Origin of the sequence: Natronomonas gomsonensis (assembly GCF_024300825.1) — an archaeon.
GTDB lineage: Archaea > Halobacteriota > Halobacteria > Halobacteriales > Haloarculaceae > Natronomonas > Natronomonas gomsonensis.
The window spans coordinates 294,909-320,760 of record NZ_CP101323.1; the positions used below are offsets into that span (position 1 = coordinate 294,909).

At 56.0% G+C, this 25,852-nt stretch carries 27 protein-coding genes and 3 pseudogenes; 17 read left to right on the top strand and 13 right to left on the bottom strand.

The features are described from left to right. Positions 1–118: 118 nt before the first annotated feature. On the bottom strand, positions 119–1,180 hold the full coding sequence (locus NMP98_RS01565; protein WP_254859770.1) for a 2,5-dihydroxypyridine 5,6-dioxygenase NicX family protein: 1,062 nt from the start codon (positions 1,178–1,180) through the stop codon (positions 119–121). A 237-nt stretch (positions 1,181–1,417) separates the two neighbouring features. Between NMP98_RS01565 and NMP98_RS01570 the strand changes: the two genes are divergently transcribed. Next, a complete protein-coding gene (locus NMP98_RS01570; protein ID WP_254859771.1) occupies positions 1,418–1,999 on the top strand; it encodes a VOC family protein in 582 nt (193 codons plus the stop codon). Positions 2,000–2,078: 79 nt separating this feature from the next. Here NMP98_RS01570 and NMP98_RS01575 read toward each other — a convergent pair whose 3' ends face one another. Further along, positions 2,079–2,834 carry an ABC transporter ATP-binding protein gene (locus NMP98_RS01575; protein WP_254859772.1) on the bottom strand — a complete coding sequence of 252 codons (756 nt, stop codon included), beginning with the start codon at positions 2,832–2,834 and terminating at the stop codon, positions 2,079–2,081. 208 nt (positions 2,835–3,042) lie between these two features. On the opposite strand from NMP98_RS01575, the gene NMP98_RS01580 reads away from it, so the two are divergent. The 4 genes and pseudogenes from NMP98_RS01580 to NMP98_RS01595 all read left to right on the top strand — a co-directional run bounded on the left by NMP98_RS01580 (position 3,043) and on the right by NMP98_RS01595 (position 6,316). Continuing rightward, on the top strand, positions 3,043–3,813 hold the full coding sequence (locus NMP98_RS01580; RefSeq protein ID WP_254859774.1) for an IclR family transcriptional regulator: 771 nt from the start codon (positions 3,043–3,045) through the stop codon (positions 3,811–3,813). Between the two features lie 760 nt (positions 3,814–4,573). After that, positions 4,574–4,873 (top strand): annotated as a pseudogene (locus tag NMP98_RS01585) (acetyl-CoA C-acyltransferase); the annotation flags it as partial. Between the two features lie 327 nt (positions 4,874–5,200). Next, positions 5,201–5,902, top strand: coding sequence for a hypothetical protein (locus NMP98_RS01590; RefSeq protein WP_254859775.1), 702 nt, complete (start codon positions 5,201–5,203; stop codon positions 5,900–5,902). A 243-nt stretch (positions 5,903–6,145) separates the two neighbouring features. Continuing rightward, a complete protein-coding gene (locus NMP98_RS01595) occupies positions 6,146–6,316 on the top strand; it encodes a hypothetical protein (protein WP_254859776.1) in 171 nt (56 codons plus the stop codon). A 421-nt stretch (positions 6,317–6,737) separates the two neighbouring features. Here NMP98_RS01595 and NMP98_RS01600 read toward each other — a convergent pair whose 3' ends face one another. From NMP98_RS01600 to NMP98_RS01610, 3 genes are all read right to left on the bottom strand, one after another. Further along, positions 6,738–7,928 (bottom strand): HesA/MoeB/ThiF family protein, encoded by a 1,191-nt coding sequence (locus tag NMP98_RS01600; RefSeq protein WP_254859778.1) that lies wholly within the window; start codon positions 7,926–7,928, stop codon positions 6,738–6,740. A 303-nt stretch (positions 7,929–8,231) separates the two neighbouring features. Beyond that, positions 8,232–8,633 carry a hypothetical protein gene (locus NMP98_RS01605; RefSeq protein WP_254859779.1) on the bottom strand — a complete coding sequence of 134 codons (402 nt, stop codon included), beginning with the start codon at positions 8,631–8,633 and terminating at the stop codon, positions 8,232–8,234. Then, entirely contained in the window at positions 8,630–8,851 is a 222-nt protein-coding gene (locus tag NMP98_RS01610; RefSeq protein WP_254859781.1) for a hypothetical protein, read from the bottom strand. The genes NMP98_RS01605 and NMP98_RS01610 overlap by 4 nt, the downstream gene beginning before the upstream one ends. Positions 8,852–9,013: 162 nt before the next feature. Here NMP98_RS01610 and NMP98_RS01615 point away from each other — a divergent pair, with 162 nt between their 5' ends. Beyond that, a complete protein-coding gene (locus NMP98_RS01615) occupies positions 9,014–10,150 on the top strand; it encodes an AAA family ATPase (RefSeq protein WP_254859783.1) in 1,137 nt (378 codons plus the stop codon). A 13-nt stretch (positions 10,151–10,163) separates the two neighbouring features. On the opposite strand, the gene NMP98_RS01620 is transcribed toward NMP98_RS01615, so the two are convergent. The 3 genes from NMP98_RS01620 to NMP98_RS01625 form a co-directional block, all read right to left on the bottom strand. Then, positions 10,164–10,460: a hypothetical protein gene (locus NMP98_RS01620; RefSeq protein WP_254859785.1), complete on the bottom strand. Its 297-nt coding sequence runs from the start codon at positions 10,458–10,460 to the stop codon at positions 10,164–10,166. Positions 10,461–10,801: 341 nt separating this feature from the next. Beyond that, positions 10,802–11,254 (bottom strand): SHOCT domain-containing protein, encoded by a 453-nt coding sequence (locus NMP98_RS19520; protein ID WP_367997250.1) that lies wholly within the window; start codon positions 11,252–11,254, stop codon positions 10,802–10,804. 141 nt (positions 11,255–11,395) lie between these two features. Beyond that, positions 11,396–11,677: a DUF8153 family protein gene (locus NMP98_RS01625; protein WP_254859786.1), complete on the bottom strand. Its 282-nt coding sequence runs from the start codon at positions 11,675–11,677 to the stop codon at positions 11,396–11,398. A 95-nt stretch (positions 11,678–11,772) separates the two neighbouring features. Between NMP98_RS01625 and NMP98_RS01630 the strand changes: the two genes are divergently transcribed. The 3 genes from NMP98_RS01630 to NMP98_RS19645 all read left to right on the top strand — a co-directional run bounded on the left by NMP98_RS01630 (position 11,773) and on the right by NMP98_RS19645 (position 13,620). After that, entirely contained in the window at positions 11,773–11,910 is a 138-nt protein-coding gene (locus tag NMP98_RS01630; protein ID WP_254859788.1) for a hypothetical protein, read from the top strand. Between the two features lie 275 nt (positions 11,911–12,185). After that, positions 12,186–12,401 carry a hypothetical protein gene (locus tag NMP98_RS01635; protein ID WP_254859790.1) on the top strand — a complete coding sequence of 72 codons (216 nt, stop codon included), beginning with the start codon at positions 12,186–12,188 and terminating at the stop codon, positions 12,399–12,401. A 916-nt stretch (positions 12,402–13,317) separates the two neighbouring features. Next, positions 13,318–13,620, top strand: a complete 303-nt coding sequence (locus tag NMP98_RS19645) for a DUF8011 family protein (protein ID WP_497007560.1) — start codon at positions 13,318–13,320, stop codon at positions 13,618–13,620. A gap of 225 nt (positions 13,621–13,845) precedes the next feature. Here NMP98_RS19645 and NMP98_RS01640 read toward each other — a convergent pair. Further along, positions 13,846–14,052, bottom strand: a pseudogene (locus NMP98_RS01640) (DUF955 domain-containing protein); the annotation flags it as partial. Positions 14,053–14,279: 227 nt separating this feature from the next. Here NMP98_RS01640 and NMP98_RS01645 point away from each other — a divergent pair. Together NMP98_RS01645 and NMP98_RS01650 are read left to right on the top strand one after the other, a co-directional pair. Next, positions 14,280–14,651: a MarR family transcriptional regulator gene (locus NMP98_RS01645; RefSeq protein WP_254859793.1), complete on the top strand. Its 372-nt coding sequence runs from the start codon at positions 14,280–14,282 to the stop codon at positions 14,649–14,651. Further along, positions 14,648–14,995 carry a type II toxin-antitoxin system PemK/MazF family toxin gene (locus NMP98_RS01650; protein ID WP_254859795.1) on the top strand — a complete coding sequence of 116 codons (348 nt, stop codon included), beginning with the start codon at positions 14,648–14,650 and terminating at the stop codon, positions 14,993–14,995. The genes NMP98_RS01645 and NMP98_RS01650 overlap by 4 nt, the downstream gene beginning before the upstream one ends. A gap of 145 nt (positions 14,996–15,140) precedes the next feature. Here the strand turns inward: NMP98_RS01650 and NMP98_RS01655 are convergent, their stop codons facing one another. From NMP98_RS01655 to NMP98_RS01670, 4 genes and pseudogenes are all read right to left on the bottom strand, one after another. Next, on the bottom strand, positions 15,141–15,806 hold the full coding sequence (locus NMP98_RS01655) for an HD domain-containing protein (RefSeq protein ID WP_254859797.1): 666 nt from the start codon (positions 15,804–15,806) through the stop codon (positions 15,141–15,143). 176 nt (positions 15,807–15,982) lie between these two features. After that, positions 15,983–16,816 carry an aldo/keto reductase gene (locus NMP98_RS01660; RefSeq protein ID WP_254859799.1) on the bottom strand — a complete coding sequence of 278 codons (834 nt, stop codon included), beginning with the start codon at positions 16,814–16,816 and terminating at the stop codon, positions 15,983–15,985. A 187-nt stretch (positions 16,817–17,003) separates the two neighbouring features. Continuing rightward, a pseudogene (locus NMP98_RS01665) lies at positions 17,004–17,312 on the bottom strand (DMT family transporter); the annotation flags it as partial. An 11-nt stretch (positions 17,313–17,323) separates the two neighbouring features. Beyond that, complete coding sequence (locus tag NMP98_RS01670; RefSeq protein WP_254859802.1) at positions 17,324–18,568, bottom strand: RNA-guided endonuclease InsQ/TnpB family protein; 1,245 nt, start codon at positions 18,566–18,568, stop codon at positions 17,324–17,326. A 308-nt stretch (positions 18,569–18,876) separates the two neighbouring features. Between NMP98_RS01670 and NMP98_RS19525 the strand changes: the two genes are divergently transcribed. From NMP98_RS19525 to NMP98_RS01700, 6 genes are all read left to right on the top strand, one after another. Then, positions 18,877–19,149, top strand: coding sequence for a DUF1450 domain-containing protein (locus NMP98_RS19525; protein WP_367997251.1), 273 nt, complete (start codon positions 18,877–18,879; stop codon positions 19,147–19,149). Then, a complete protein-coding gene (locus NMP98_RS01680) occupies positions 19,142–20,749 on the top strand; it encodes a sulfatase family protein (protein WP_254859806.1) in 1,608 nt (535 codons plus the stop codon). The genes NMP98_RS19525 and NMP98_RS01680 overlap by 8 nt, the downstream gene beginning before the upstream one ends. 104 nt (positions 20,750–20,853) lie before the next feature. After that, positions 20,854–21,537: a helix-turn-helix domain-containing protein gene (locus tag NMP98_RS01685; protein ID WP_254859807.1), complete on the top strand. Its 684-nt coding sequence runs from the start codon at positions 20,854–20,856 to the stop codon at positions 21,535–21,537. A gap of 187 nt (positions 21,538–21,724) precedes the next feature. Next, the gene (locus tag NMP98_RS01690; RefSeq protein ID WP_254859809.1) at positions 21,725–22,978 is read left to right on the top strand and encodes an alkyl sulfatase dimerization domain-containing protein; all 1,254 of its coding nucleotides are present in this window, start codon (positions 21,725–21,727) and stop codon (positions 22,976–22,978) included. Further along, a complete protein-coding gene (locus tag NMP98_RS01695) occupies positions 22,975–24,324 on the top strand; it encodes an APC family permease (RefSeq protein ID WP_254859811.1) in 1,350 nt (449 codons plus the stop codon). Before NMP98_RS01690 ends, NMP98_RS01695 begins: the two co-directional genes overlap by 4 nt. A gap of 134 nt (positions 24,325–24,458) precedes the next feature. After that, complete coding sequence (locus tag NMP98_RS01700; RefSeq protein ID WP_254859813.1) at positions 24,459–25,682, top strand: outer membrane protein assembly factor BamB family protein; 1,224 nt, start codon at positions 24,459–24,461, stop codon at positions 25,680–25,682. The last annotated feature ends 170 nt before the right edge of the window (positions 25,683–25,852 follow it).

Consider the following 25,852-nt stretch of genomic DNA (forward strand, 5'->3'; position numbering starts at 1 on the left):
TCCGTAACTGAGACAGCAGGGTGGCGTGTACGCCGATACGAATCGTTTTACGGCCAAAAGAGGTCCGCAATCGCTGCCCAAATAGGGTGTCTCGGCTGTTGGCCTGGGCTAAACAGGTTTAGACAACGTCCTCTACGACATCGCCGTTTTCAACGACTGCTGTACCATCGAGGTAGACACTGCAGCCTTTCTGTGCGATGTCGTAGTGACACGGCGCGTATCGGTCAACGTGTGTGTTCGGGCCAGTGCTCCAAAGCATATTGCCCGACCAGACACGCCCCTCACTCGCGCTGACACCCGTTTCATCGGGCTTCCGGTCGTGGATCGCCATGTTGTAGAACTCACCGTTGGGATTCAGTCCCCAGCCGAAGTGGCTCGTTGCGAAGACATCCGGATCATCATAGCTCTCCATGTGTCCACGCATCAACTCGGCGTCTCCGCCTTCGCCGTTTATCTCAACGATGTAGTTGTCCTCGACGACACATTCGATTGCACTGTTTACGTAGTCCGCGAACGGCACGACGTTGTAATCGCCCGGTGCGATCACTATTGTCCCTTCGACGTTCGTCGGATAGTTCGAAACCATGTTCTGTCCCCAAACGTCCCATTTCCCCGGCGTATCGACGAAGCCGTAGGAGTCGAACGCTGTATCGGACTCAACTTCCATGGTGAGGTCTGTGCCGTGTTCCGAGGTAATCCGCATCTCGTCGGAGTCGGCTAACAACTGGCTGTGCTTTTGCACTCGCTCTTTGACCTCCTGTGCTTCTTCCTCAGTCCACGGCATGAGACGCCGGAGGTAGAACGGTTCGCGTGCACCGACGCGGAGGATGCGTGTGCCAGCGTCACGAATCTCGTCACGTTCGGGAACGTGGATGAATCCCTCAAGCGTGAAGTCGAACACCATATCCGCGTTCTTACACGCTTCTACGGGGCCTTCCGGCAGACGCAGTGTCCCTCCTTGGCCTTGGGAAACGTCCGGACCCACGGAGTTCCGCCCGTACTCGGGGACTTGGACCTCGAATATGTCCGCTCCGAGGTCCTCTGCAGCTGCAAAACTGGCACCGACGTATTCTCGTGGGCTTTTGGCGTCCGTGACCAGCGCAACGGTTTCACTCTCGTTCACTTGGCAGTGTTCCATTTGCCTCCGGAACAGAGGCACTAACAGTCCTGCTTTCTCCATATGCACTCAATTGTACTGTTAGCAGAGTAAAAACTGTTCCGCAATATGTCAGAAATATTTTTCAACCTAGTTTCATCTTGGCATCGGCTCACACAGCGAAGAGACCGCAAAAAGGTCCGGCGCCATATCGCTGCTTGGCCGAACTGTCGTATCGATTTCGAACCACTCTAGCAGCATTATAAAGGATACTCTTCTGACAGAAAGATATATGTGGTTGGGGAGAATTTTCGAAATCGTATGGTTGTAGATAACATGGGCTTAGACCATATAGCCATCAAAGTACGAGATATCGAACAGACCGTTACGTTCTACCGGAACATCCTCAACATGGAGGTTTCCGACCGTATCGGGGATCGTGTGGCGTTTCTCCGCACGCCGAATGTCGCAGCGGCATCTCAGCATCATGAGATGAACATCACCCAGATGTCTGAGGAAGAACTCGACGTGCTTGAAGAGCGCGGCGAACTCGATCTCGACCTCCATGACTTCGAAGAAGAGTTACCGGAGAATGGTCCACCGATGCTGCCGACGACGGGGCCAATATACCATATCGCATTCGAAGTACCCGATTTCCAGGCGCTCAAAGCCGCCGAAGAAGGGCTACGTGAGCTCGATCACCCGATTTATCGCGGCCCCGGTCGCCATGGCCCTGGGGATAACTTCTTCCTCTATTTCCCCGATCCAGACGGATACCCGATCGAGTTGACTGCGAACATGGAGGACGCTCCCGAGGAAGGCGGTCGTCCTGCCCGAAAGTGGCCCCAAGAACCCGATACGTGGAACGTTTGGCACGATTCCGAGGAGCTGAAACAGGAATAACTGGACTCAAGAACTGTTCGAGCGACATGAATCGTTTCAGCCTGCGTTTCAACTCTGACTTTCTACGGGTGCGCGACGTTCAGATAGATACTTCCTCCTGAATCATATCCCAAATCTTCTGCCGGAGATCAGTAAACTCCTCAGTGTCTCTAATTTCAGGACTTCGAGGCCGACCAAACCGCTCAGTAACGTCGACGACTGCTTCGACGCTACTCGGTCGCGACCCTAACACCACAGTATAGTCCGACAGATAAAGAGCCTCATCGATACTATGCGTGACGAACATACAGGTTTGGCCGGTTTGATTCCAGATGTCGAGGAGTTCGTGCTGCATCATCTCTCGGGTCTGGGCGTCGAGTGCACCGAATGGTTCGTCCATGAGGAGAACGGAGGGATTGACAGCAAGGACACGTGCCATCGCAGCTCGCTGTTTCATACCTCCAGAGAGGGAATTCGGATATGCGTCCTCGAATCCGTCGAGTCCAATCATCTCGATGTACTCTTCGGCTTTCTGTTCTCGCTCTTCCTCGTCGATACCGAGAACCTTCATCCCCCACGTGATATTCTTCTTAATCGACATCCAAGGGAATAATACGCTCTCTTGGAACACCATCCCACGGGACGGATCTGGACCAGTAACCGACGCTCCGTCAACCGTAATCGAGCCTTCTGTTGGCTCGATAAAACCACCCAGCATGAATAGCAGGGTACTTTTTCCACAGCCTGACGGGCCAAGAACAGTCACAAAATCTCCTTCGTCAATAGATAGGGATACGTCTCCGACCGCAACGACTTCTTCGTTGTACACTTTCCGTACCGAGTCAACCTCTATCATAGTCCTGTTCTCGTGGAGGGGGTACTACTATTTAACGCTCATGGACGGCACAGCAGCCCTGAAAACGTTGTTGAGTAATGCGAAACGCTATTCGACAACAATAACAGGAGCTTCTAGACCCAAATTATCCACATCAATGGGATACACCAGTTCTACCACTGTTCGGCTTCGCAAAACAATAAAGTAGGACCGGGGCAAATCAGAGAGCATGCCAACACAAAAAGACGTCCCGGTAAAGTCCATCGCGAAGATGGTGGATTTGGTACGCACACTCCAAGAGCTAGATGGGGCCGGCGTATCCGAATTGTCCCGGAAACTCGATGTCTCGAAGAGTACAGTCTATAACCATCTGAAATCACTCGAAGAATTTGGATACGTCGTCAAGAAGGATGACGACTACTACGTGGGACTTGGCTTCTTGGACCACGGCGAGTACGCCCGGGGGCGCCAGGTCGGCTACAACCTAATTCGCGCGAAGGTAAAGGAAGTGGCTGAGGAAACCGGGGAACTGTGTCAGTACCTAGTCGAAGAACACGGATTTGGTAGATTTATTCTACGAGAGGTCGGCCCTCGAGCAGTAGAAACTAGTTCACGAATCGGTGATCGGGTTTATCTAAACCATGTGACTGCCGGGAAAACCGTCCTCGCCTACTTACCTGATAAGCGAGTCTCTGAAATCATCGACAAGCGTGGCCTCCCGGGAAAGACCGAACATACCATCACCTCGGTTAAGGACCTGGAAGCCGAGCTCGAAACCATCCGTGATCGGGGTTACGCTATCGACAAAGAAGAGCATCTGGAAGGCCTCTACGCCATTGGCGTGCCTATCCGAAACAGTGATAACGAGATTCTGGGATCGATGAGTGTTGCTGGACCTGCTAATCGAATCAATCGTGAGCAACGCGCCGAAGAAATTGCCCAGGTTCTCCTTGAGACGGCCAACGAGGTCGAACTTTCTCTCAAGCATTCGCATTCCTAGCTATACCCCGTTTCCTTATACAGAACACTCGGAAAATTATGTATGCCTCTCAATGATTGACGTGTGCTAAACCTACGCTATTGCACTGCCCCGTTACACTGTCTGCAAGGCCGATTACCCACATCGTCAGGGAAGGAAGTCACAATTACATTCTCTGGGAGTACCCTCCCATCGATTCGTGATATAGGGTCTGTTTGGTATTAGAAAACACATCACACTTGAGTCAACCAGCGGCCCACGAACTGTTCGGGATGCATTCAGTCCTTGATTAGAAGAATAGAATAACAAATATAACCTTGTTATTTGTGGGCGCGATCGCGGGGGCAAACCAACCAGCTGAAATCCTGCCGGTGCTGAAAACCGCTTGGTAAATAGATCTACACCATCGTGGCACTTCATTAGAACCGTAATACGGAAGCGGTCAATACCTCTGAGATTCAGTTGTGATGCTTGGGTGCAGATACAACGGACCATCTTAGCACCCCGTCAGCTGGCGTTCGCTTACTAAGCAATTGATACGGCCTCAGACGCGCATAATATGCGTAGATATCACAAGGCATTGGCGAACGCCCCGCCGACTTCCCTTCTACAAGGTCTGGAAGCCGCTGATTCGAGCTATCAATATTACTACCATGTTTTAAACTAATTGATAAAATCTCCATAATAGTTTTTTGATAAGGATGTTCACAGGACATAACAAAACTAACTTTGTTATACTTTACCTGATTACATGTCCCCTCAGGAAAGAAGTTCAAAGCCACCGGCCGTGAACGATTTGATGGACCGAGCGGGAACGAATATCACAGACTACAATCTCGTTGAACTGAACGAGGCCTTCGCCAGCCAAACGCTCTACTGTCAGCACGAACTCGATATTGACGATGCCCGATTCAATGTCAACGGCGGTGCAATAGCCCTTGGACATCCGCTGGGCGCCTCAGGCGCGCGACTCCCCGTGACTCTTATTCACGAAATGCGGCGGAGAGAGGCAAAACGAGGGCTCTCCACGATGTGTATCGGCTACGGACAAGGCATCGCACTGGAGTTCACTTGCCCCTGACCCTCACAGAAACCAGTTCATTGTAACGTTAAACGCTTATTTTCATATGCGTTTGGCGTTGTGGAACGCATACTGCATAAATATAGAAGTCCAAGTGGATTGGATTCCCCGGCAGGGACGGCCCTCTCGACACGTTCGGTATGTGGAGGTGCGTAACACCCTCTGACTTCACCCCGCTCAAAGGTGATTACTTCAGTTGGCACGATTGTTTTGAGGATTGGTTCACCACGTTGGAGGCTCTGAGATTCACTCCATCATTTATTTTCAATAGCTAGCGAAAATTCTTATATTAGTGAATGGTGATAAAATAAACGGGTGTAACGAACCATGGCTGATCCGCAACATTACGTCGTATTGGAAGGATTGGAATCGAACGGACGATCCGACTACACTATACAGGCAACTGGGGAAATCGAGATGGTTGACGGGATGCTGGGTGGCGTCAACGTCAGTCGGGACGCTGATGCGCCGGCACAAGGGAGTACACAAGAAGGGACCGTCTGGGCCGGCGCTGACGGCTACCGAGTCTGGGGCGGTATCAAGTCGGTCGACGTCGCGAACCCGGATCACGTCCAGCTACACGTGGGGGAAATTTCGGGGAGCCGGGATCCTGATGCGGAGGAGTGCCAAGTGACGGTCCGTGCTGAGAGTGTCGACTTCGTGAGCGGGCAGGGACCGGGCGAGGGAGCTCTCGAGTTGACCATCGAGAGCGATATTCACGGGGAGCAGTCTGAAACCAATTCGGTCCGGCTTCCCACGGGGAGCTCGAAGAACCTCGGGGCATCAATCGAGTCGTTCCAAGTGCCCCAGGGTCGGTCCCTCACGAAGCAACTCACGACGAAAGTGACCGAGCGGGAGGTAGCGTCGGACTGGTTCGTCGGGAACGACGACTATGGCGACGCGACAACGGACATCGTCCTACAGTGTGGCGAACCCAAGACTGTCAGTCAGGAAGTGACGATTAGCTCGGACCGTGGCAACGAAGGGAAGGTGCGGGTCAACTACACAATCGGCGATCTCTCGCGGTAGCACGCCCGCGCTAACCCACTTCAGAACCCTCATTACTTCGACGAGCCGATGGCTGTGGTCGATGTAAGTCGATGACAGTCATATCCTCATTGAGAAGCAGGGATAGAAAGTTGTCCTCATGTGCCCGGGTGGCTCGATCCAAATCGTTCCCATGTCTGCTGAGGCGTCGCTTTCGGTCACGCCGCTCATTGGTTGTGCTTCTGCTTCGACAATATTATACAAGACTGAGGGGTATCGAAAAACATGATGCCCCTCCAGATGTTCGGAATCAACTCACTCGGTAGTTTGGTGCTGGCACTCGTCGTCCCGCTCGTCATCGTCGTCTTCGGAACATACTTAGGGGTCCTCGGGGCGCTACGGGCGTTCTTCGGTGAGTCGTCGTGGCAGGATGTTTCGACTGTCGAGGAGAAGTGAGACCTACGCCCGCCAACCAGCGGTCGGGCCATCATCTCCGGGACTTGGTGGAAGGTGTAGCTTCTGTATTACCCAAATCGGGAGTAGAATGATTCCAGCACGATGAGACTGAAACAGTCGGATGGTTGTGCCTGCGTATCGAACAATCGGAGTTTGAGTCTACAAAAAGAGTTTATTGCGACTTGAACAGGGAGTTGTATGGTCGCTGAATTGCGCATTGACACCTTTCCCGCGCCCTGAAGGGCGAGGATTCCCGAGCATTGAGATAATCCGACATCTGCTCGAAAGCCTCGATTGTCGAGATTTTGTGTTGTTCATCCGGTCGCCCCCCTCGTGATGTATTCGGTGTTTTGCGTCGCTTGACTCATCGTTGGTGTGTTCAAAAGGGGAATATCGGCGCCTCCCGGCGCCGGAGCGTGTTTCAGTCCGAAACCGCCGATTCCTCATCAGGCTCGAAGTGTGCGTCGCCGAATGAACGCTGCCCCACGCCGAGAACGCCGTCTCTACCGCAGGTCGGGCAGTTCTCGGAGGGCGCAGTCGTCAGTTCGGTCATCTCGTGGTCGTGCTCCTCGTATCGGATGAAGTCCGGTGGCGTGTGAACACCGGTCACCAGATCGACGAGCACAGACACCGTTTTTGAGGCACACTGGCCGTTGAGGTGGATGACGGCAGGTTCGGGTGCCAGTTCATCGTCATCGATATACCCACGTTCCTGCTCTGCATCCTGCTCCGTGGGTGACAGCTGTTCGATCCGTGCAGCAGCCTGGTCATGACGTCCCAGACAGTCGAAACAAGCGTTGCTTCCGGGTGCCACCAGGTGGACGTACCCGGTCAGTTCGACTGACTGATCATCCGTCTGCACTGGATTCGTCGGCGTTCCCTCACGAGGCTCGTCAGACCTCTGTTTGGTTACCGCGTCATCCGAGTCTATCCCAGCTGGTGTTCCGTCTGGTGTATCGATCCGTACTCCGGCGTCGATGTAGTACTGGAGGTGCTTGACTGCGTACTCATTGCAGTACGAGCGGGCCGTGACCGAATCGACACAGCCGACAATGACGTCGCAGTTCTCAAGCACGGCTGTACAGTCCTGAACCCGTTTCGGAACGGCATCGACTGTCAGCTCCCCACCGGATGACTTCAAGAGATGTTCACGAACCGCTGTGACTTTTGGCTGTCCTACGTGATAGTCATAGGCGCCAACGAGGCGCGAGAGGTTGCTTGCCTCGACGCTGTCGGGATCGACGAGCACGAGTTCGCCGACGCCGAGTCGCGCGAGTTGTTCGGCAACTATCGATCCCAATCCCCCGACGCCGACAACTCCGATAGTGACCGATTCGAGTCGCCGCTGGCCGTCGACCCCGAAGGCGCGTACGTTTCGGTCATAGCGTTGCTCGAGACTCGGCCGGTCATCATCTCCGGATTCACCGTGGAATCGTGAGCGTGTTCCTGCTACCGGCGTATCGAGTTTCCACTCACCAATGACTTCGATCTCGACGGCCTCAAGACGCGTTCCAGCGTCCGCGACAGCCTCGATGCCGCTGGTTCCAACGACGGCAAAACCAAAGGACTGGTCTGGGAATAATCCTGACAGCCACTCACGGAATCGCCCCATCGAATCAACGTCGATACTACTGAACCGGGGCGTCTCCGAGAACGGGTGACTGTGGGCCAACACCGGCGCGAGCTGTTTATTGTAACACTCACTCACCCGTTCTCGTTCGACCACAGGGGCAGGCCGACAGGCCGTCTTGGATTGCCGAGCCATCGACTCATCATCGACTGGGACTACGCGATTCGCTAATAGGTCCCCCTCATCGCCGGCGTACACGAAGGCGAAGCGTTCTTGTTCGTCATCCTTGAGGAGTGTCTCCCGGAGACGACGAACGGTCGACGCTGATATCTTGAGTGTTCGCATTTAGGCCTCGTTAAACGGATTATCGCTGTTTGGGTTCGCCAGCGACGCGCGCATCATACTGGTCAGTTTGACAAGCGAGTCCCGCTCTGGATCCCAGTTGACGAAGTGATCTCTGATACACCACTTTGCCCACTCACCGTCGTCATCATCTGCCGGGTGAATCCGATTGAGCAAGTGCTCGGGTTTTCCACGCTCGTAGGAGACGGTGCCCGATACGTATACAGTCGGGACATCCCGGGGGTAGGTCTCCGGAAGGTCATAGCGCATCGGAGCAAACCGCGGATTCCATCCCTCTGGATAGTCGAAGCGCTCGATTATCACACGGCGGTTAGCCTCACTGTAGCGAATCGGATATCTGTCGCCGAGTTTGGCGGCTTCCTCGTATGCTCGGCCACGTTTCATCCGAAGACGTTGCCCTCCCCCGGTTGGAAACTGATGTTCGTTCCTTCGGGAATTGCGTCACTGATGACGTCCCTGTCACCGAGAACTTTGACCTCGCCGTTTTCCTCGTACGTTGCCAGTTCCTCGTCATCTCGACCTAATCGTTCCTTGAGTTGCTGGACTGTCGTTCCCGATTCGACTGGAACTTCAGTTCCTTCAACACGGATTCGTTCACCCATCGTTGACACCACATGCCGACTCTCGGATGGGACCGTTATAGTTGTTATCGCTAGTAATCTAGATATCGTTGTCAAAGTCGATTGAGTCGATTGCGTTAATATCGTCCGTCAAGTGAATAGGGCCGCCACATTAAATATCGGAGCAACGAAAACGAACACACGATGACCGACGATCTGATCTCGGAAATGAAACGGGAGTTCGAGTCAGGAGGGAACTGGCCGTATGCTCCGGACGGCCACCGGTTCGAAACCAATCCCTTCGCCGAGCAGTGGCCCGACCCACGCCTCTTTGCCGGCTACGAAGACGAACTCCGACGCCTCCGTGAGAACATTCAGCGGAACATTAACACCTTCATCACGGGACCGTTCGGGACCGGCAAGACTATTCTGACGAGGACGATGTACGAAATCCTCCAAGATATTGAGGGCTACCAACCGGTCTTCGTTCCTGTCCAGAAGGGCCGTTATAGCAAGACGATGGCAAAGCGCATCCTGGATGAACTCGAGGAACCGGTTGACTCGACAGCGGGGCAGGCCGACCTCTATGAGGATATTATGGATGCTCTAGAGCAGCGCTATGAAAACGATGTCCGGACGGTCATCTTCTATGACGAGGTCATAAACGGGAGTGACGGCACGCTCAGACAGATTTTACACCTCCAGAGAGATATCGACAATTGGGAGCCCGTTCTCGTGTTCAACGGGACGGCGCATATGCTTGATCAGATTCACTCGAAAATTGAGCCCCTGTCGGATCGCATCGGTGACGAGATTACGCTTTCGGGACTTGATCCCGACGGTGCTGCTGATCTGGTAAACAAGCGACTTCGATATTACTGTAAAGCGAGTGAATGGAGCGACGGCTCGGGGTGTAGTCATGACACAGCTTCCATCGAACCATTTACTCAGGAGGCGGTCGACCTCCTCCATCAGGACGTGACCCCGTATCCCCGCCACCTCCGTCGGCAGTGTAACAAGGTCATAGAGGAAGCTGCCCGCGAAGATCTCGAGACTGTCGGCTTCGAGTTCGTCCGCGAAGTTCTCTCCGCTGACGCCGCACAGAAACTTGATGAGTTGTCCGAGTTGGCCCTTGAGATCGTCGAGCTCCTGAACGAATCCGGTGCTTTGACCGCCAACGCTGTCAGTGAGTCCTTCGAGGTCAGCGCATACAACGTTCAGGAATCGCTGACCGAACTCGAAAAAGAGGGACTCATCCGGGCGACCGATGGGAACCGTGGTATCGAATACAAACTAACCGATCAGACGAGACGCGAGCTCTCGAATATTACGCAGAGTTAATATGCAGATTCCATCACGAGCCGAACTCGAACGCTTCTTTGGCGAGGACCGAGCTAAAGAGGTGCAGTTCCTCGAAACAGTTGCTGCATGGCCGAGCCTCCGAATCCTTGAGTACCTCTATACGAATGAACCCGCGACCACCGGTGACGTTGCCCGAGGGATTAATATGGATATGCGGGATGTCAGAGACCGACTTGAGGCACTCGAAAACCACGAAATCGTCACACAAGAGGGAGACAGCTGGCACACTCGAACCAACAGCATCGAAATGACCATCACACAAGGGGAAAATCAATTGGAGATCTCCCATACGATAGAGTCCTCTTCGGAGCCGGTAGAAGAATCTTCTGAGGGCGTCATTACACGGCTAAGCCGGCTTCTTAATCCATTCCAGTAATCGTTTTTCAGATTGGAATGGTTCAACAACTAGTCGGCCCGTCCGCCGCTCGCCAACGCATAATAATGCCGTACCCTGACCGCTGGGACTGGGGCGGGACTGAATTACGGTCCCGCGCTGATCGGAATATCGACTCTGTTGAACTCATCAAGCGGTGATATATTCTCGGGACCGTGTTGCATATAGGGCGCATATTGGTCACGGAATGCACCGATGTGAACCATCAGAAGAATTGCTCAATATAGGCATCGCATTTATTCTCGTCCTCTATCGTTGGGAACGAGGGTAGATCGATTCTCACTCGATTCGGCTTGACGATCCGCGTCTAATAGCGTATCCAGTTGCTTTTCGAATTCCGAATCGGAGATCTCACCCTCTGCGTACCGCTGTTTAAGTTGCTCCAGCGGATCACGCTGGTCACGGCTCTCGGTACTTTCGGCACTCTCACTATCGAGACGACCCGTCCAACGGAAACGAACCCACCGTATAAAGATCCATAGCGCGAAAACAATCAACACAGCAGCCGAGACGACAGCTGCAGTCTCTCCCGAAATCCGGCCGACGTACCACAGTACCCCGACGATTATTATCGTGTCAACTCCAAAGGCCAAAAAAGCGCCCAGCATCATTCCGGTGACAATACGTGAGTCCGAGCGGGGCACAACTGAATTTGAGACCGCTACAACTTGTTCGTTCCGCAGAGTCATCGACTAGCTTACTCACCGGACCCGATGTGAGATTAATATGGTTGACTGCTGACTACACCCTCTGTATCTTCCACGCCGTACGTCTCACACCCAACCCTAGTGACAATTCTGACACTCGATTCCGGGCGTTATCGAGAGGCGTTATTCGTCACTGCTGAGCTCTGCGGTGGTCAGTGCCATTCCGAAAAGGAAGAGCCCGTAGCCAGCGATTCCCGCTGCGAACGACTGCTGGAAGAGGCCGACCATACTTCCCGCACCGATACCGCCGCCGAGCATCCCGACCTTCCGTGACGCGCCTTCGCCCGACATCGTTCGAATCGTCTGTACGTTGTCGAGTGCAAATGCCGTCGTCGTCCCGTATATGAGTGGAATCATCACCACGAGACTAGGGAGGCTGTCGTCGACGACAACCGTCAGTGCCATCATTCCAATTCCGACAGCAGCCGAGAGGGCATACCGAATGGACCGTCGCATGGTGATGCTTCGCCCATGCGTCTCTTTATTATCCGGGGTTGTCGTTGGTACGGCACCTATGTCTACTTTCGACGACGGGATTCGAGGAGCAGGAGGTGAGGACGATTATGGAGTTGTTCGGGACGGTGATGACGGTCAATGAGGCCGGCGACATCCGAGTCAACGAATCCGTGGATCTGTAGCACTCCCTAAGGACCTGCTGGGACTTGGACGCGTGACTTCATTGCGCTGGCCACTATTCGACCGGTATGGCGCGGGTCGATTCCAGGACCCGTATCGGATACACGAAGCTCCAGTGCGAAATTTATGGTCTGTACTGAGCGATTTGTGGGACAAGTCGGTCACAGAGTATTCAGATAAAACATACCCTAAGAGTCGGTCAATACAGTAAATGCACATCGCTCCAGCGTTGATACTCGCCGGGACTGTTATTTCCGTGGGGGTTGAGTAATCACCTATGAGCAAAACTACATTCACCGATGCACCACGCAGTCAACAAGGGATTTTCATCGCTGGTCTGATAGTGCTTGCAGCCGCAGTCGCGGGGGTGCTCTATTTCACTCTTCAGTTGGAAATGCCAACCGTCTTCGCTATAGTTGTCGGCCTCCTCCTCGCGGCTCTCGCTATTGGTCGATTCTATCTCGTTGCAAAGCATCAATTATTCAAAGAATAGAAGTAACATTTTTCGTGTAGTTGTTAGATTCGCAGGTCGACTGACCGACTCTTCCGGCGAAGTTCGACTGGAATCTTCCGTAATCGACTTCTTCGACAAATCGCTCGGTACAGGGTCGTTACTAAGTGATGAATCTCCAAGTTCTGTGGTACACTCGCTATGTGATTGTGATAGGAGTTTTATATATTTGGCTCTGAACACCGGATGTATGGGTCCTCTGCGTCCTCAGGTGAGCGGGGTGATTTCGTTGGAGGACGTTCAGAAGCCAGATCTGGTAGCCCTCGGTGGGTTAGGAGTTCTCGTGTTGCCGTACGTGCGTATTCCTCAAATCAATCGGTATCTCTCCGAATTCAATCCACCGATGAATAGTCCGGAGCTATTCTTGCTGTTCATGACGTTCTTATTGCCGGTACTCCCCAGTATAGTCGTCGGGTACGCTACGCGAAGTAACCCTGCAGGTCAAACGGGTGTTCGTCAATATTTCCATGGCCTGTCGAGATACATCGCAATCGGTGTGGCCCCCAGTATGGTTCCTAGCGGATTCATCGCAAGCGGGTATCTGATCGGATGGGGAGGCCAACCTTCCATATCATCGTATGTAATGGCCTATACCGTTTCTGGCCTCCTAATAGCAGGTATTGCTACGTTCGGCGCAGTTCTCGGGTACACAACCGGATATATGACTGGACGGCTCCGTTCAACCTCGCAGTGAGAATCGAGAATTCGAATGGATCAGACCGCTCGGTACGCACGCTCGTTCTCACGGGAGGTCCAGTCTCGTCGCTGTGTAACAATCCCCCTCCTGATTCCCTCAATACAGGCTCTGTATCTATCGTTGGGTACTGGAGACTGGCCGTGGCTTGACGGTGTTTATTTTGCTACAGCTATTTACATTATCCGAGGAGTAGATTATCCGATGCCCTCCAGAATCAAAGACGTTGTTTTCAGTGAACCATCTGGAAGACGCCAAGCGGCCGTAATGTTTGCCAGCTCGCTCGCTATGTTGAGTATCTACATCTACTATGGTGTCCTACGCGATGGGTCCTCCATCAGTTCGCTTATCATGGCGGTTGGATTCGCTCTGTCTGGGGTTGCTGAGGCCCTCCCAACGGAGCGTCGACGGATAGCAGGTGGTTTGCGTGTCACCGCGATTCTGTGGTTGACTGGTCTACTCTGTCTCACTGTCTTCGTCCCCGAAGTTATTCTCGGGCCACGGTAGGAGAGCCGTCTACTGTGTCTAAGGAAGACGATTTCAAGGGAGCCGAGATTTCGGACGGACAGGAACACCGGACGAACGGAGAGATGTCCTGAGAGATGGTCAGGAAGCGAGGTACGCCGTACACTCATCGATCATCCGGTCTGCGAACGCCGTTGTCACTTCACCTTGCGGATTGGCAACGGCTCGATATTTGTTCGTCGCCACGATTCAGTGGATCGGCCGGCGTTAGTCCTCCAACACGTCGATAAGCAGCTCTGCCGTCCGGCTGATTCGTCCGAGCCGTTTCCGGACGACCGATGGATCGTCCGACTCCCAGGCGGCCAGATAGAACGTGGACCCGCTCATGTCCAGCCCGAGGTAGCGACCGACGACATAGGCGACGCTCTCGGCTTCGACTTCTCGCTTCGCTCGTTCTATCTCGTCGTCGACATCGCTGTCCGATGTCCGGGCTGTCGAACGCGACCGAAACCTCAACCGCCAATACGCCCAGTGAGGGTATCGGTCGACTTCGTTCCGCGAGAGACTCCCGGCCTCACGCTGGAGAGAATGTCACTGCTACGGCTGGTCATCTCGTGGCCACGAGTGAATAATTCCTTCACCATTTTCATAGCTTTCACGCCGAACACTCTTTACAGTGGCTGCCGTACCTTCACACAACGATGTCGATCGACCGAGATACCTTCGAGAACACGAGCGAGGAAGACCTCGCGGAGCTGTCTGTCCCCGACCAGGTTCTGGGGTTTCTCGCCGCAAATGACGATCAGGCATTCAAGGCACGCGAAATCGCCTCCCAGATCGGCGTCGACGAGGGGCCGGTCAGCACCGCGCTCTCGCGGTTGAAGAATCGCGACCTTGTCGAACATAAGGCGACGTACTGGGCGGTGACCGACGACGCCGAGCGGCTTGAGGAATACAGCGGCTACGAGCGGGCGACCGCCCTGTTCAACGAGCGGCTCGGGACCGAAGACGAGGAAGCGTGGCGCGAGCACGCCCCTGAGAAGCCACACTCGAGCGTTGAGGACGAACAGTGACCGAGGGGCCGCCAATCTTCGAGCGTGGTGATGTCGTCTACGGTGCTGACCCGTTCAAAAGCGAGGGCGACGCTCGGCCGTGGCTCATTCTCTCGAACCACGAGGGGCGCCCATTCCACGGCGAGCAGTACATTGCACTGACGCTAACGTCGAAATTCTGGCTAGACGGGCTCATCGAGATTCCAGAGACGGGCTGGATTCGTGGTGGCACACCAGACGACAGCCGAATCGTTCCGTGGGCTGTCCAGTCGATTGCTCGCGAGGACATCGACTTCTGGCAGGGCCGTCTCGATGGGACGCTCGTCGAGGAAGCGGTCGCTGCACTCGTCGAAGAATTCCAGTAGCCGAGGCCGTCGAAAAGCGGTTAGGAAGACGCTTCCCGTAGCGAGACCCGTGTTACGTTGACGTGCATATTGATCGAGACCGGTCTGAATATATTATTCCAAAGCCTGCTGATGCTCGTTGATCTCAAGTTACGGTAGAGAGACACTATCTTCGCCCTTCAATCCCAATTTCAGCATCGAATTGCTCAAAGAACGTCTGCATGAAATCCCACCGAGACGCGCCAAGCTCCTCACCCGGGTCCGTGTACAAGGCATTGAGTCGCGCTTTGGCCCACTCTTTCAGGACCGAGATATCCGGCCTGTCTGAAGACTCTATTTCGGTAACTGACGTATCGTCTATCACAGCGAACCCTTGGCCAGTACGGCCTGACCGTTCACCAACGATGCAGGCGAGTCGAACCAGTCCACGTGCTCCGACAGCGTCCAGCTTGTCCGCGTCGAAGAGTAGCTTCGCTTCGAGCGTTTCTGGTTCCGGCGAAGAGGCTCGGATACTGTGTGCCCGCAGACAGTGCTCGATTGCGTTGAGTTGATCGGTCGGCACTGACTCAGCAGCAAGGAGTTCGGCTGCTTCGTCTGCGGCCCACTCGCCGTGATGCTCGATTGCTCCTGTCCGCTCGCGTGGCCGGCCAATGTCATGTAACCAAGCTGCTGCCGACAGTACATCCCGGTCAACAGTCTCCTCACACTCGCCTGCTAAGCGAATCGCGACATCGTGAACCCGCTTCGCGTGGAAGCGATCATGCGCTGGCAGGGCATCTTCGTAGTACGGTGCGGACAGTTCTCGAGCAAGGGGACCTAATTCGTGTACCATTGGAGGGGAGCGGACGTTTTCCCGCAGTCTATGTAGTAGCTATGGAAATTTTTGGTCGAAAACGAGGCGCTGGTGAAATCTTCAGTAGGCGACTGGAATCGAATACAGCAGAACATGGAGAACCTGTCGCTCATGTCGATGGATATCTCGCACACGATGTTGTTCAGCGGGATTGGTCAGATTGGAAGGTGGCGTACGACTGACGGTAAGTGGTTTCGAAGCCTAACAGTTAGTGGGCCACGGCAGTCGTCGATTTGCGTCATCTCTGTGTCAGTAAGGCTGAAATCGAAGACATCGAGATTCTGTTCGAGATGGTTTTTACTGCTGGCTTTCGGGATTGCAACAACCCCTTCTTGTTGAATCAACCAGCGGAGCGCGACCTGTGCAGTGCTTTTGTCGTATCGTCGCCCGATACGTTCTAAGGTTTCCTCTGACAGCACATCCCCTCGAGCCAAGGGGCTGTACGCAGTAAGTGCAAGCCCGTCAGCTGCGCAGTACTGCTGGAGTTCAGATTGATCCGTATAGGGATGATAGAGGACTTGATTCGCTACGATTGGGAGTTCCGAAATTCGTCGTGCATCTTCGAGTTGTGACCGCGTAAAGTTGCTGACGCCAATACTCTTGACGACACCCTCGTCGTGGAGTTCGGATAGGGCTTCGAGTGTCTCCTCAAGGGGAATACGAGGGTGTGGCCAATGGATGAGAACTAAATCGACGTAGTCGACATGGAGGTTGTCGAGGCTCTCGTGAACTGATTCGAGCACGTCCTCATATCGAAGATTCGACCGCCACACTTTGGTCGTCAGGAAGATGTTCTCGCGGTCGATGTCGGCTTGAGCGATGCCGTCACCGACCGCTTGTTCGTTGTCGTAGGCCTGTGCCGTGTCGATATGTCGGTATCCAGCATCTATGGCTGCTTCTACCGTTTTTGAACACTCTGTCCCGGTGTTCTGCCATGTCCCGAGGCCGATTTTCGGAATTCGCACACCAGCAGTTTCGACGTATTCCATCTACGAACAGATGCAACTGATATCAAAAAGTGCGTTTCGTATGGTGAAATCGGTACTTGGGTTTCCCGTATGCGTCACAACAACCGAGTTTGTTTCACCAGCGTTCGGCTGAAGTATCCGGCCAATAGACGTGCGTATGTACGGACTTTCGTTCGGGGGTCAAATTAGTTGAGAGACAACTGACGGTTTAGTGACCGCCCGAGACAGCGTGTAGACCGACAATACCGACGACAATTACGCCGATAAATGAGATTCGGGCGAGGGTAGCTGGTTCATCAAAGAGAATAATGCCAAGCGTGGCTGTCCCAACAGCCCCGATACCTGTCCAGACAGCGTATGCTGTACCGATGGGAAGGTCTTTGACGGCTTGAGCTAGCAGTACCATGCTAATAATAAGGGCGACGACGGTTCCGACTGTTGGCACTGGTTTCGAGAGCCCGTCTGAGTATTCAAGTCCGATTGCCCAGCCGATCTCAAACAAGCCTGCAAGTGTAAGCTACCCCACGGCTAAAGCCGTGGGCTTTCAGCGTGGACTCCCGCTCTGGCCGAATCTTCGGCAGGAGGTGTATACGCTCCGTTCGCGTTCAACATCCCGCTGTTCAAGCGCACGCCTACGGGTGCGCCTCCACCGTCTCCAGTTTGGTTCCGGCGGAGATACCGCAATCCAATGTTCTTTGCGGCATTGTAGTCAGCGTGGTTCTCGTAGCCGCATTTCAAGCATTCAAACGATTCACTCTCACGGTTGCTCGGGTGCGTGAACCCACACTCAGAGCAACGCCGTGAGGTATTCTCCGGGGCAACCTGATCTACGTCGATGCCGTACTCTGTGGCCTTGTATTCGACGTACTCGTAAAGACGGTTGAACGCCCACGTGTGGCCCCACGACGCACCGGTTCGTTCACGAATATCGGTCAAGTCCTCAAACGCAATCACGGAACACCGGTACTCGCGGGCTTCAGCCACCAACTCGTTCGATATGCGGTGAAGTGTCTGCTTGAACCGACCGTCTTCTTTCCGCCCGACCGCCTGCATATTCTCGTGTGCCCACCGCGTACCGCATTGCTGCAAGTCGCCACGGCGTTTCTCGTACTCCTTGCGCCAGTGGTCGAACTCGTCGCCAGTCCAGAACGTGCCCGTACTGGTAACGGCCAGATTAGTCACGCCGAGATCAACCCCGAGAACCGTTCCGTTCTCAGTGGATGCCTGTTCCGGCGTCTCAGACTTCACTTCCTGCTTGCAGTGGATGTGGAGCATCCAGTTGCCATCTGAGTAGTGCAGTTCCGCCCCAGTTGTCTCGTACTCGTCCGAGAAATAGTATTCCGCATGGGGCGTGTCCCGCTCATCGGCAGGAAGCACGTAGTCGGCTTCAATGCGACCGTCCGTGGTGGCGAGACTCACAGACTCGTCGTGGAAGGTGGCGGTGCGGTGGTCGTAGACGACGTGTGGACTCGTGAAATGTGGCATCGACGCCTTCTTGCCCTGCTGCCACTTCTCGACCACGCTCTTGCAGGCGTCAGCGGCCTTGTTTCGGGCGGCTTGGACGTGGTTGCTGTGTAGTGCCGTCTCGTCGCGCACGTCCGCGTAGGTGTCGTCGTGGAGCGTGGTCTTGCTCGTCGTGACGTATTCGCCCTCGAACGCGTGGCGTGTCACGGAGTTGGCGGCCCACAGGAACTCGTCTACGGTGTCTTCGAGGAGATCTGCGTCGGCACTGTCCACATCAAGTTTCACGGGGACAGTTCGACGCTTCTCCATACATCAAATGGAAACTTGATTGTTCAAAAATGCCAGGGAGTCGGCCCTGTCGTCGTCGGTGAATTGCTGCACAGAGCGGACGCGCTTCCTCCCATCCCCGAAGGGGTGGGTTTCCGCGCTGTGACCGCTATGACACCTGCTGAGGATTTCAACAGAGCCATTGAGTCCTATTCGGTGCGTTACCCTCGATTAAGAGGTCGGCCACGGGATTGATGCTCACGATCCGTGATAGAAATCATACCAATAACTCATAAACACCTGTCTATACGAAGGAATCGTCGTTAGTCCGTTCCCGACTGCCTCCCTGCATGCCTCAATCCGAGGGCAACCCCCACGGCTGTAACACCACGAATCACCGGAATCGGACGAGGAAGACCATCGAATGCTGCCTCGACAACGTGAGCGTCGACGAGCACCTGGAACTCGCCGCCAGCGATACTGATGTCGAAATGCAGTACTGCCTTCAGCGATGTGGAATCTGCTATGCCACGCCCTTTCTCGTCGTCGACGGTGACGTAATCCAAGGCGCCGGCCATCGAGAGCTCCTCGACTGCCTAGAGGAGGATGTCGCCAATGAGTGATTTGAACGTCCTCTTCGTCTCGATCGACAGTTTGCGGCGGGATATGTTAGGCGCCTACGACACGCCCTTCGACTGGGTTGCAGATTTCGACGTCGCAACGCCGAATCTCGATCGCTTCGCCGACCGTGCGATTACCTTCGAGACCCACTACGCGGGAAGCCTCCCGTGTATGCCGGCGCGTCGAGAATGGGACACCGGCATTCAGGAGTTCCTGTGGCGCGGGTGGGGACCACTTGAGGCCTACGACACAACGCTTGCCGAGAAGGCTCGAAACGCAGGGGTACTCACGAAGTTGCTCACAGACCACTTCCACCTCTTCCAGCACGGCTCCAGCGGCTACTACGAGGATTACCACGGCTTCGAGTTCGTTCGCGGCCACGAGGACGACCTCTGGAAGACCGCTCCGTACGACCCCGACCCCGACTTGCTGCGACAGGTCGGCTACGACCTTGACGGTGAGCGCGACGAAACCACCGCCGAGGTGACAGACGCTGCTGCCAACCCCAATCACGTCCTTGACCCGTACGACCTCCAGCACTATCGGCCACGCTGGAAGTACGTCCGAAACGTCGCGGGATTCGACGACGACGATGAGACGGACTTCTTCGCGGCGAAAGTGTTCTCGCGAGCGGCCGAGTGGCTCGACGCCAACACCGAGTGGCCACAGTGGCTGCTCCGTGTCGACGAATTCGACGTCCACGAACCCTTCCACTGTCCGGAGCCGTATGCCTCGATGTACACCGACGAGGACCCGCGCGACCCCGACCTTCCGGTGTGGCCGTATTATGGCCGCGTCGACCGCGGCCAAGCGAAACTGACCGACCGTGAGCTTGCGTTCGTCCGCTCGCAGTTCGCCGGGAAGGTCACGATGGTCGACACATGGCTCGGTGAGCTTTTCGACGCGCTCGACCGCAACGACCTCTGGGAGGAGACGGCCGTCGTCGTCACCGCAGACCACGGATTCCTGTTAGGCGAACACGGCTGGGTCGGGAAGATGAGCCCCGACTTCGATCTCGTTGCGCGGACGCCGCTCTTCGTCTGGCATCCGGACAGTCCGCGGCTCGGCGAGACTGTCGAGGCATTGACCTCGGCCGTCGACTTGCACGCGACAGTCCTTGAGATGCTGACCGAAGATGCCGGCGATGCACCGCACAGCCGGAGTCTCTTGCCACTTATCGAGGGAGAGACGACACAGCACCGCGAGAAGGCGCTATACGGCTGGTGGCACTCGGATATCAATGTCACTGACGGGACGCATACGTACATGGTGCCCATCCAGGAGGACGTCCCGCTGTACAACTACTCGACAACGCAGATGAGTGCCCAGAGTCCGTTCACGCCGACGAGCGGGTACGATAATCCCGAAGCAGGAGCGTTCCTCCCGTACACAGACGTTCCGGTGTGGCGACAGCGATATCCCTCCGCCTCGCTCCTTAGTGAGCCCCGACTGTACGACACCGATGCCGACCCCGCCCAGTCACGGGACCTCATCGATAAAGCGCCGGAAAAACGGTCGGAGCTAGGGACCTTATTGAGGAAGGCACTTGACGAGTTGGCCGCGCCTGATGAGGCCTACGAACAGTACGGAGTGTCACAGTGACCCGCGAAGCAGGACATCCGCACTCACCCAAGTGGGTACTGGTACCCGAGCACCGATCAATAAGTCGCCCGAGCGTTAATACAGTCGGGGGCTAATCAGAGGATATGCGGTTCGTCACGATAGTCTTCCGCCATCCAGACGGCTGGTTCCAGTCACTGGGTGGAGCCTTCGCTCGAGCGGACGACATCACGCGCGTCGCGGTCCACTCCCAGCAGTTAGTCGCCGACGGCCAGGCGATCTACCTGTACGAACTGGAGGGTGAAGCCGAGACAGTACGGGACGTCCTCGAAGCGACAGACATCGCAACGAGCTACGAAGTCGTCCAGAGCGGTACATCGGCGTTCGCATACATCCACTTCGAGCCGTCGCCAATCATCAAGCGTCTCCTCGGCGCACCCGAACGGTACGGGCTCGTCATCGACGACCCGATTATCGTACAGGACAACGGCCAAGTCGAGGTCACGCTGGTCGGTGAAGAGGAAGACCTCCGAGAGGCGCTCCGATCGACGCCCGACGAACTCTCAGCGACTATCACGCGTGTGGGCGATCATACGCCCAACCCTAACCAGCTGTTGTTGAACCTGAGTCATCGCCAGCGCGAGGTCCTCAAGACGGCCTACGCTCTCGGCTACTACCGGCAGCCGCGAGAGGCGACCTACGATGACATTGCCGCAGAGTTGGACTGCTCGCCGACGAACGCGGGCGACATTCTTCGTCGAATCGAGAACCAAATCGTCGGAGAGCTGCTTGCCAGCCACAACGAGACGAATCCAATCCCCGGAGACTGACAATCACTGCGTCCGTCGCCAGCCCAGACTCGCCGCTCTGATACCGCCGCTCCCCCTGACATCTCGCTTCTACGTCCCGTTTTCGACCCAGTCCGTCACGAGAAAATCCAGTGGACCAGTTACCCCTACTTGAATACCTGTCTATAGAAAGGGATTAGCGTTAGTCACACACACCCACACTCCCGGTATGCCAGCCGCCAACCGCAGTCCATACGATATCGAGATGTTCAGCAGTAACCGTGAGACGAGTACTGTTGCCGAACGAACGTATCACTGTGCCGGGTTTAGTAGCGTCACGGCCTTTGAGACGAGCGAGGGCCTCGTACTCGTTGATACCGGACTCAAGAGTGAATCCGATGCGATCGCTACCCAACTTCGCGAACGGACGAATGCACCTGTCCACACCGCGATCTATACGCACGGCCATCTCGATCACGCCTTCGGCCTCGATGCGTACCTTCGCGACGACCAGGAACCCCCGCGGGTGATCGCCCATGCGGCGATGCCCGAGCGATTCGATCGGTATCAACGGACTGCGGGACACAACGAAGCCATCAACAGTCGGCAATTCGGCGGGACCGCCTCACCTTCGGAGGCGGATGCCGAGGAGAGCCGCTTCGGGTGGCCTGACCATCCGCCAACCACCCTGTATCGTGACGAACTCAGCATCAACGTTGGCGACATCACGTTTGAACTCCACCACGGCCGCGGCGAGACCGACGATCACACTTGGGTGTACTGTCCCGAGCGGGATGTCCTCTGTACCGGGGACTTCTTCGTCAACGTGGCGCCAAACGCTGGCAATCCACAGAAAGTCCAGCGTTATCCGTGGGAGTGGGCGGATGTCCTCCGCACGATGGCTGGCGTGGGGGCAGCAACGATGTGTCCAGGTCACGGCCCACCGGTTGTCGATGACGCCGCAGCAATCCGTGAACGACTGCTCTCAGGAGCAACGTACCTCGAGACGATCGTCGACCGAACGCTTGAGGTACTCAACGATGGGTCGCCACCACACGTCGACATCATCCACGAGGTCGAACTCCCCGAGCCCGACTCGGACGAGCCGTGGCTCGCCGAGGTCTACGATGATGGTGAGTTCATCGTTCGGAACGTTCTCCGCTACTATGGAGGCTGGTGGTCCGGACGACCAAGTGAGCTCCAGCCCGCAGCAAGGGACGATCGGGCCGCCGAATTCGTCACGCTTATCGGCGGTATTGAGCCACTACTGGACCGCATCGAGGAGCGCCTTGCGAGTGATGATTACCGGCTCGCCTGCCACCTCGCTGATGTCGCTCTCGAGGCTGCACCGGCTGATGCAGACGTCCAGACAGTCGTCGAGAAGGTATACGGACAGCGTGCGGCAGCGACCTCCAACCTGATGGCACAGAACATCTACGCGGCTGCCGCCGAGTACGCGGCTGAAGGGAGGCCGTTCCGATGACGGATACCTTCGATGCGTTCGGTTTGGATCGCGGCGCGGTGTCAGTGATTGGAGCCACGGGGCTCGTCGTGGGGAACGTTATCGGTATCAGCATTTTCACCCTCCCGGGGCCGCTGGCTGCCGACGCCGGCCCCGTCGTCATCTTCGGCATCCTGCTCGCGGCGATTCCGCTGGTCTTCGGTATCGGCATCACCTATCAACTCGGCTCTGCGATTCCAACGACAGGTGGGAACTACATCTATGCCTCGCGCCTCGTCCACCCGTTTGCGGGATTCCTCTTGCCGTGGCTGATTCTCCCTGGCGTCTGGGCAGGATTGCTTTTCATCGGTGTCGGGTTCGCGGAGTACGTCGGCCTCTTCGTGGCCACGCCAGACCTCGTGTTGATCTATCTCCTGCTCACGACGTTCCTCATCTTGAACATCCTTGGCATCCATCCCGTTGCACGCGTTCAGTTACTGTTCGTTGGTGTGCTAATTGGGAGCATGCTCCTCTTTATCGTTCCCGGCGCCTTCCATATCGAACCCAGTAACTACACGCCATTGTTACCGAATGGCGTTGGGCCGTTTGCGCTCGCTGTCGTCTCGCTGTACTTCCCGCTGCGGGGGTTCTCGATGGTCGCCAACATCGGCGACGAACTCGAGAACCCCTCTCAGGCGATTCCTCGGGTGTTGCTACTCTCGGCACTCATCGCGTTATCGCTGTTTATCGCGCTGGTCGCTGTTCTGGTCGGCGTCGTCCATTATACGGAACTCGGCGTCGGCGACGGCGCGCTGGTGATGGCTGCCGAGCGGTTCCTACCCGGACCGCTGGCTGGCCTCCTCGCCGTCGGGGCGGTCGCGGGGGGCTTCACCTCGATTAGCACGACGTATACGGGGTTTTCGAGAGCGTTGATGCGGGCGGCAAATGATGGCATCTTCCCGACTGTGTTCGCGGCAGTCCACGACCGCTTCAGTACACCGCACATCGCGCTGTTGGCACTAGGCGTGCCGCCACTCCTCCTCGCGCCACTCCAGCCATCGCCAGTAATCCTCTCGATATTTCTCGCAATCGCCATCCTCACGGTCAACTGCCTCAACGCTGTTGCACTCTGGCGACTCCCGCAGGTGTTTCCAGATCGCTACACGAACGCTAGCGTGACGCTTTCACCGCTTAGTATCCGGATCGTTGCGATCGGCGGGGCTGTGAGCTCACTCGTTCTGATTGGCGTGACGAGCCTCCGGCTGCCGTTGATGGTCGGCGTCATCGCCGCCTACATCGCGGTCGGTTATCTGGTCTTTCGACTCCGTGTCTGGCAACTCGCACAGCACGATACTGACCTCCGAGAGGTGATGCGCTCACTAGATTGAACTGATGGCGAGCGAGTTTTGAGCGGGCGCCGATGGGGTTAGCTCTCGGGAAAATTCAAAAACCAGAGTCACAGACGACTGTCTCGTCAGTTTACACAACAGGGACTAAGACGGTTCTCCGACGAACGATTCGTATGAGTTGGAGCCGCCGCCGCCTCCTCGCTGCGACCGGCAGTGTCGCCGCACTGTCGGGGTGTCTGAACCTCTTCGCAGACGACGATCGCGCCCTCTCCGAATCCCCCACCGGAACGTGGCAGCAAGCGGGTCACGATGCCCGAAACACGTCCGCATCCGATGTCACCGTCCCCGACCGCGGGACACCGGCTTGGAACGGTGGTGGTGCCACAACAATCCCACCGCTAATCGCTGGTGAGACAGTGTATGCGGTCGGCGATGCGTTGACCGCGTTGGATGCGAAGACCGGCGACCAGGAGTGGCAAACCGAGCTCGATAGCGAATCCTCGAGGGTATCGTCCACCCAGCCGGCCATCGCTGGCGAGCACGTCCTGTTTGCCTCAGAGGGTCAGTTACGCTCGTTCGATGTCGAAGATGGCAGTGAACGATGGGCAGAATCGATTGACTGCGCTCCAATCGGGCCGATAACCGTCGACCCGGACAACGAAATCGGAATCGTCCCCTTCGAACGACCGAAGACGGGCGAAGCCGTCATGGAACTCGTGGCATTTGCCGTTTCGTCGGGTGAGACCGAGTGGACGGCGCCACTACTGGCGTCCGTTTTGACCACGCCACCAGCGATATCCGACGGCCGGGTCTTTGCTGCGGGATACGCACGCGATGAGACGCCGGTTATCCGCTGTTTGGAGGCCGAACGTGGCGAATTCCTGTGGGAACGAGAGCTGGACGACATAATGACCCGGCCAGTAGCCACAGAAGACAGGATTCTCGTTGGCGATGGCGGGAGTCTCGCCATCTACGACCCTGCGGGAGGTGAGCGTCTGGCGTCGATGGAGATCGAGGGCCGCGAAATCCAAGGAATCGCCGTCGACGACGGAACGGCGTTCGTCCTCTCCGACGACGGGCTAGTCGCACTGTCGGTTTCGGACAGTTCGGAACGCTGGTTTGTCGAAGGCGACCCACATGCAGACGGACTCGCAGTCGGTCGAAACAGTGTCGTCGCTCCACTCACCGGAGATACCTTCGATCTCGACACGCCCTGGCCGTGCATCGCGGCCTTCGATCGGAGCGACGGAGCGACTCAGTGGTATTACGCGATCGACGAGGGTTTCGATCCGGCGATCGGTGCGCCACCAGTCATTGCCGACGGCGTTGTGTTCGCGATGAGCAACAAGCAGTCCGGGATTACTGCCCTCGGCGATCTGCCGTCCGAAAATGACTAAATCCGACATCGCTCGACTCCCTCCGACCAATACAGGTTGTGCTGTTCTCCCCAATCGAGCGTGAGTGAGAGAAAATAAGCACTACAGGCCGCTCGCGGCCGAAGCGCACAGCGAGCCGCGGGAGTCGAGCGCACCGAGGACCCTCCGTGCCTCGGCTGCCTCTGCAATCG

What these genes read in the sequence shown, in the direction of transcription:
- NMP98_RS01565 (WP_254859770.1), bottom strand. Translation starts at nt 1,180, where the DNA reads ATGGAGAAAGCAGGACTGTTAGTGCCTCTGTTCCGGAGGCAAATGGAA.
- NMP98_RS01570 (WP_254859771.1), top strand. Translation starts at nt 1,418, where the DNA reads ATGGTTGTAGATAACATGGGCTTAGACCATATAGCCATCAAAGTACGA.
- NMP98_RS01575 (WP_254859772.1), bottom strand. Translation starts at nt 2,834, where the DNA reads ATGATAGAGGTTGACTCGGTACGGAAAGTGTACAACGAAGAAGTCGTT.
- NMP98_RS01580 (WP_254859774.1), top strand. Translation starts at nt 3,043, where the DNA reads ATGCCAACACAAAAAGACGTCCCGGTAAAGTCCATCGCGAAGATGGTG.
- NMP98_RS01590 (WP_254859775.1), top strand. Translation starts at nt 5,201, where the DNA reads ATGGCTGATCCGCAACATTACGTCGTATTGGAAGGATTGGAATCGAAC.
- NMP98_RS01595 (WP_254859776.1), top strand. Translation starts at nt 6,146, where the DNA reads ATGATGCCCCTCCAGATGTTCGGAATCAACTCACTCGGTAGTTTGGTG.
- NMP98_RS01600 (WP_254859778.1), bottom strand. Translation starts at nt 7,928, where the DNA reads ATGGGGCGATTCCGTGAGTGGCTGTCAGGATTATTCCCAGACCAGTCC.
- NMP98_RS01605 (WP_254859779.1), bottom strand. Translation starts at nt 8,633, where the DNA reads ATGAAACGTGGCCGAGCATACGAGGAAGCCGCCAAACTCGGCGACAGA.
- NMP98_RS01610 (WP_254859781.1), bottom strand. Translation starts at nt 8,851, where the DNA reads ATGGGTGAACGAATCCGTGTTGAAGGAACTGAAGTTCCAGTCGAATCG.
- NMP98_RS01615 (WP_254859783.1), top strand. Translation starts at nt 9,014, where the DNA reads ATGACCGACGATCTGATCTCGGAAATGAAACGGGAGTTCGAGTCAGGA.
- NMP98_RS01620 (WP_254859785.1), bottom strand. Translation starts at nt 10,460, where the DNA reads ATGGGAGATCTCCAATTGATTTTCCCCTTGTGTGATGGTCATTTCGAT.
- NMP98_RS19520 (WP_367997250.1), bottom strand. Translation starts at nt 11,254, where the DNA reads ATGACTCTGCGGAACGAACAAGTTGTAGCGGTCTCAAATTCAGTTGTG.
- NMP98_RS01625 (WP_254859786.1), bottom strand. Translation starts at nt 11,677, where the DNA reads ATGGCACTGACGGTTGTCGTCGACGACAGCCTCCCTAGTCTCGTGGTG.
- NMP98_RS01635 (WP_254859790.1), top strand. Translation starts at nt 12,186, where the DNA reads ATGAGCAAAACTACATTCACCGATGCACCACGCAGTCAACAAGGGATT.
- NMP98_RS19645 (WP_497007560.1), top strand. Translation starts at nt 13,318, where the DNA reads ATGCCCTCCAGAATCAAAGACGTTGTTTTCAGTGAACCATCTGGAAGA.
- NMP98_RS01645 (WP_254859793.1), top strand. Translation starts at nt 14,280, where the DNA reads ATGTCGATCGACCGAGATACCTTCGAGAACACGAGCGAGGAAGACCTC.
- NMP98_RS01655 (WP_254859797.1), bottom strand. Translation starts at nt 15,806, where the DNA reads ATGGTACACGAATTAGGTCCCCTTGCTCGAGAACTGTCCGCACCGTAC.
- NMP98_RS01660 (WP_254859799.1), bottom strand. Translation starts at nt 16,816, where the DNA reads ATGGAATACGTCGAAACTGCTGGTGTGCGAATTCCGAAAATCGGCCTC.
- NMP98_RS01670 (WP_254859802.1), bottom strand. Translation starts at nt 18,568, where the DNA reads ATGGAGAAGCGTCGAACTGTCCCCGTGAAACTTGATGTGGACAGTGCC.
- NMP98_RS19525 (WP_367997251.1), top strand. Translation starts at nt 18,877, where the DNA reads ATGCCTCAATCCGAGGGCAACCCCCACGGCTGTAACACCACGAATCAC.
- NMP98_RS01680 (WP_254859806.1), top strand. Translation starts at nt 19,142, where the DNA reads ATGAGTGATTTGAACGTCCTCTTCGTCTCGATCGACAGTTTGCGGCGG.
- NMP98_RS01685 (WP_254859807.1), top strand. Translation starts at nt 20,854, where the DNA reads ATGCGGTTCGTCACGATAGTCTTCCGCCATCCAGACGGCTGGTTCCAG.
- NMP98_RS01690 (WP_254859809.1), top strand. Translation starts at nt 21,725, where the DNA reads ATGCCAGCCGCCAACCGCAGTCCATACGATATCGAGATGTTCAGCAGT.
- NMP98_RS01695 (WP_254859811.1), top strand. Translation starts at nt 22,975, where the DNA reads ATGACGGATACCTTCGATGCGTTCGGTTTGGATCGCGGCGCGGTGTCA.
- NMP98_RS01700 (WP_254859813.1), top strand. Translation starts at nt 24,459, where the DNA reads ATGAGTTGGAGCCGCCGCCGCCTCCTCGCTGCGACCGGCAGTGTCGCC.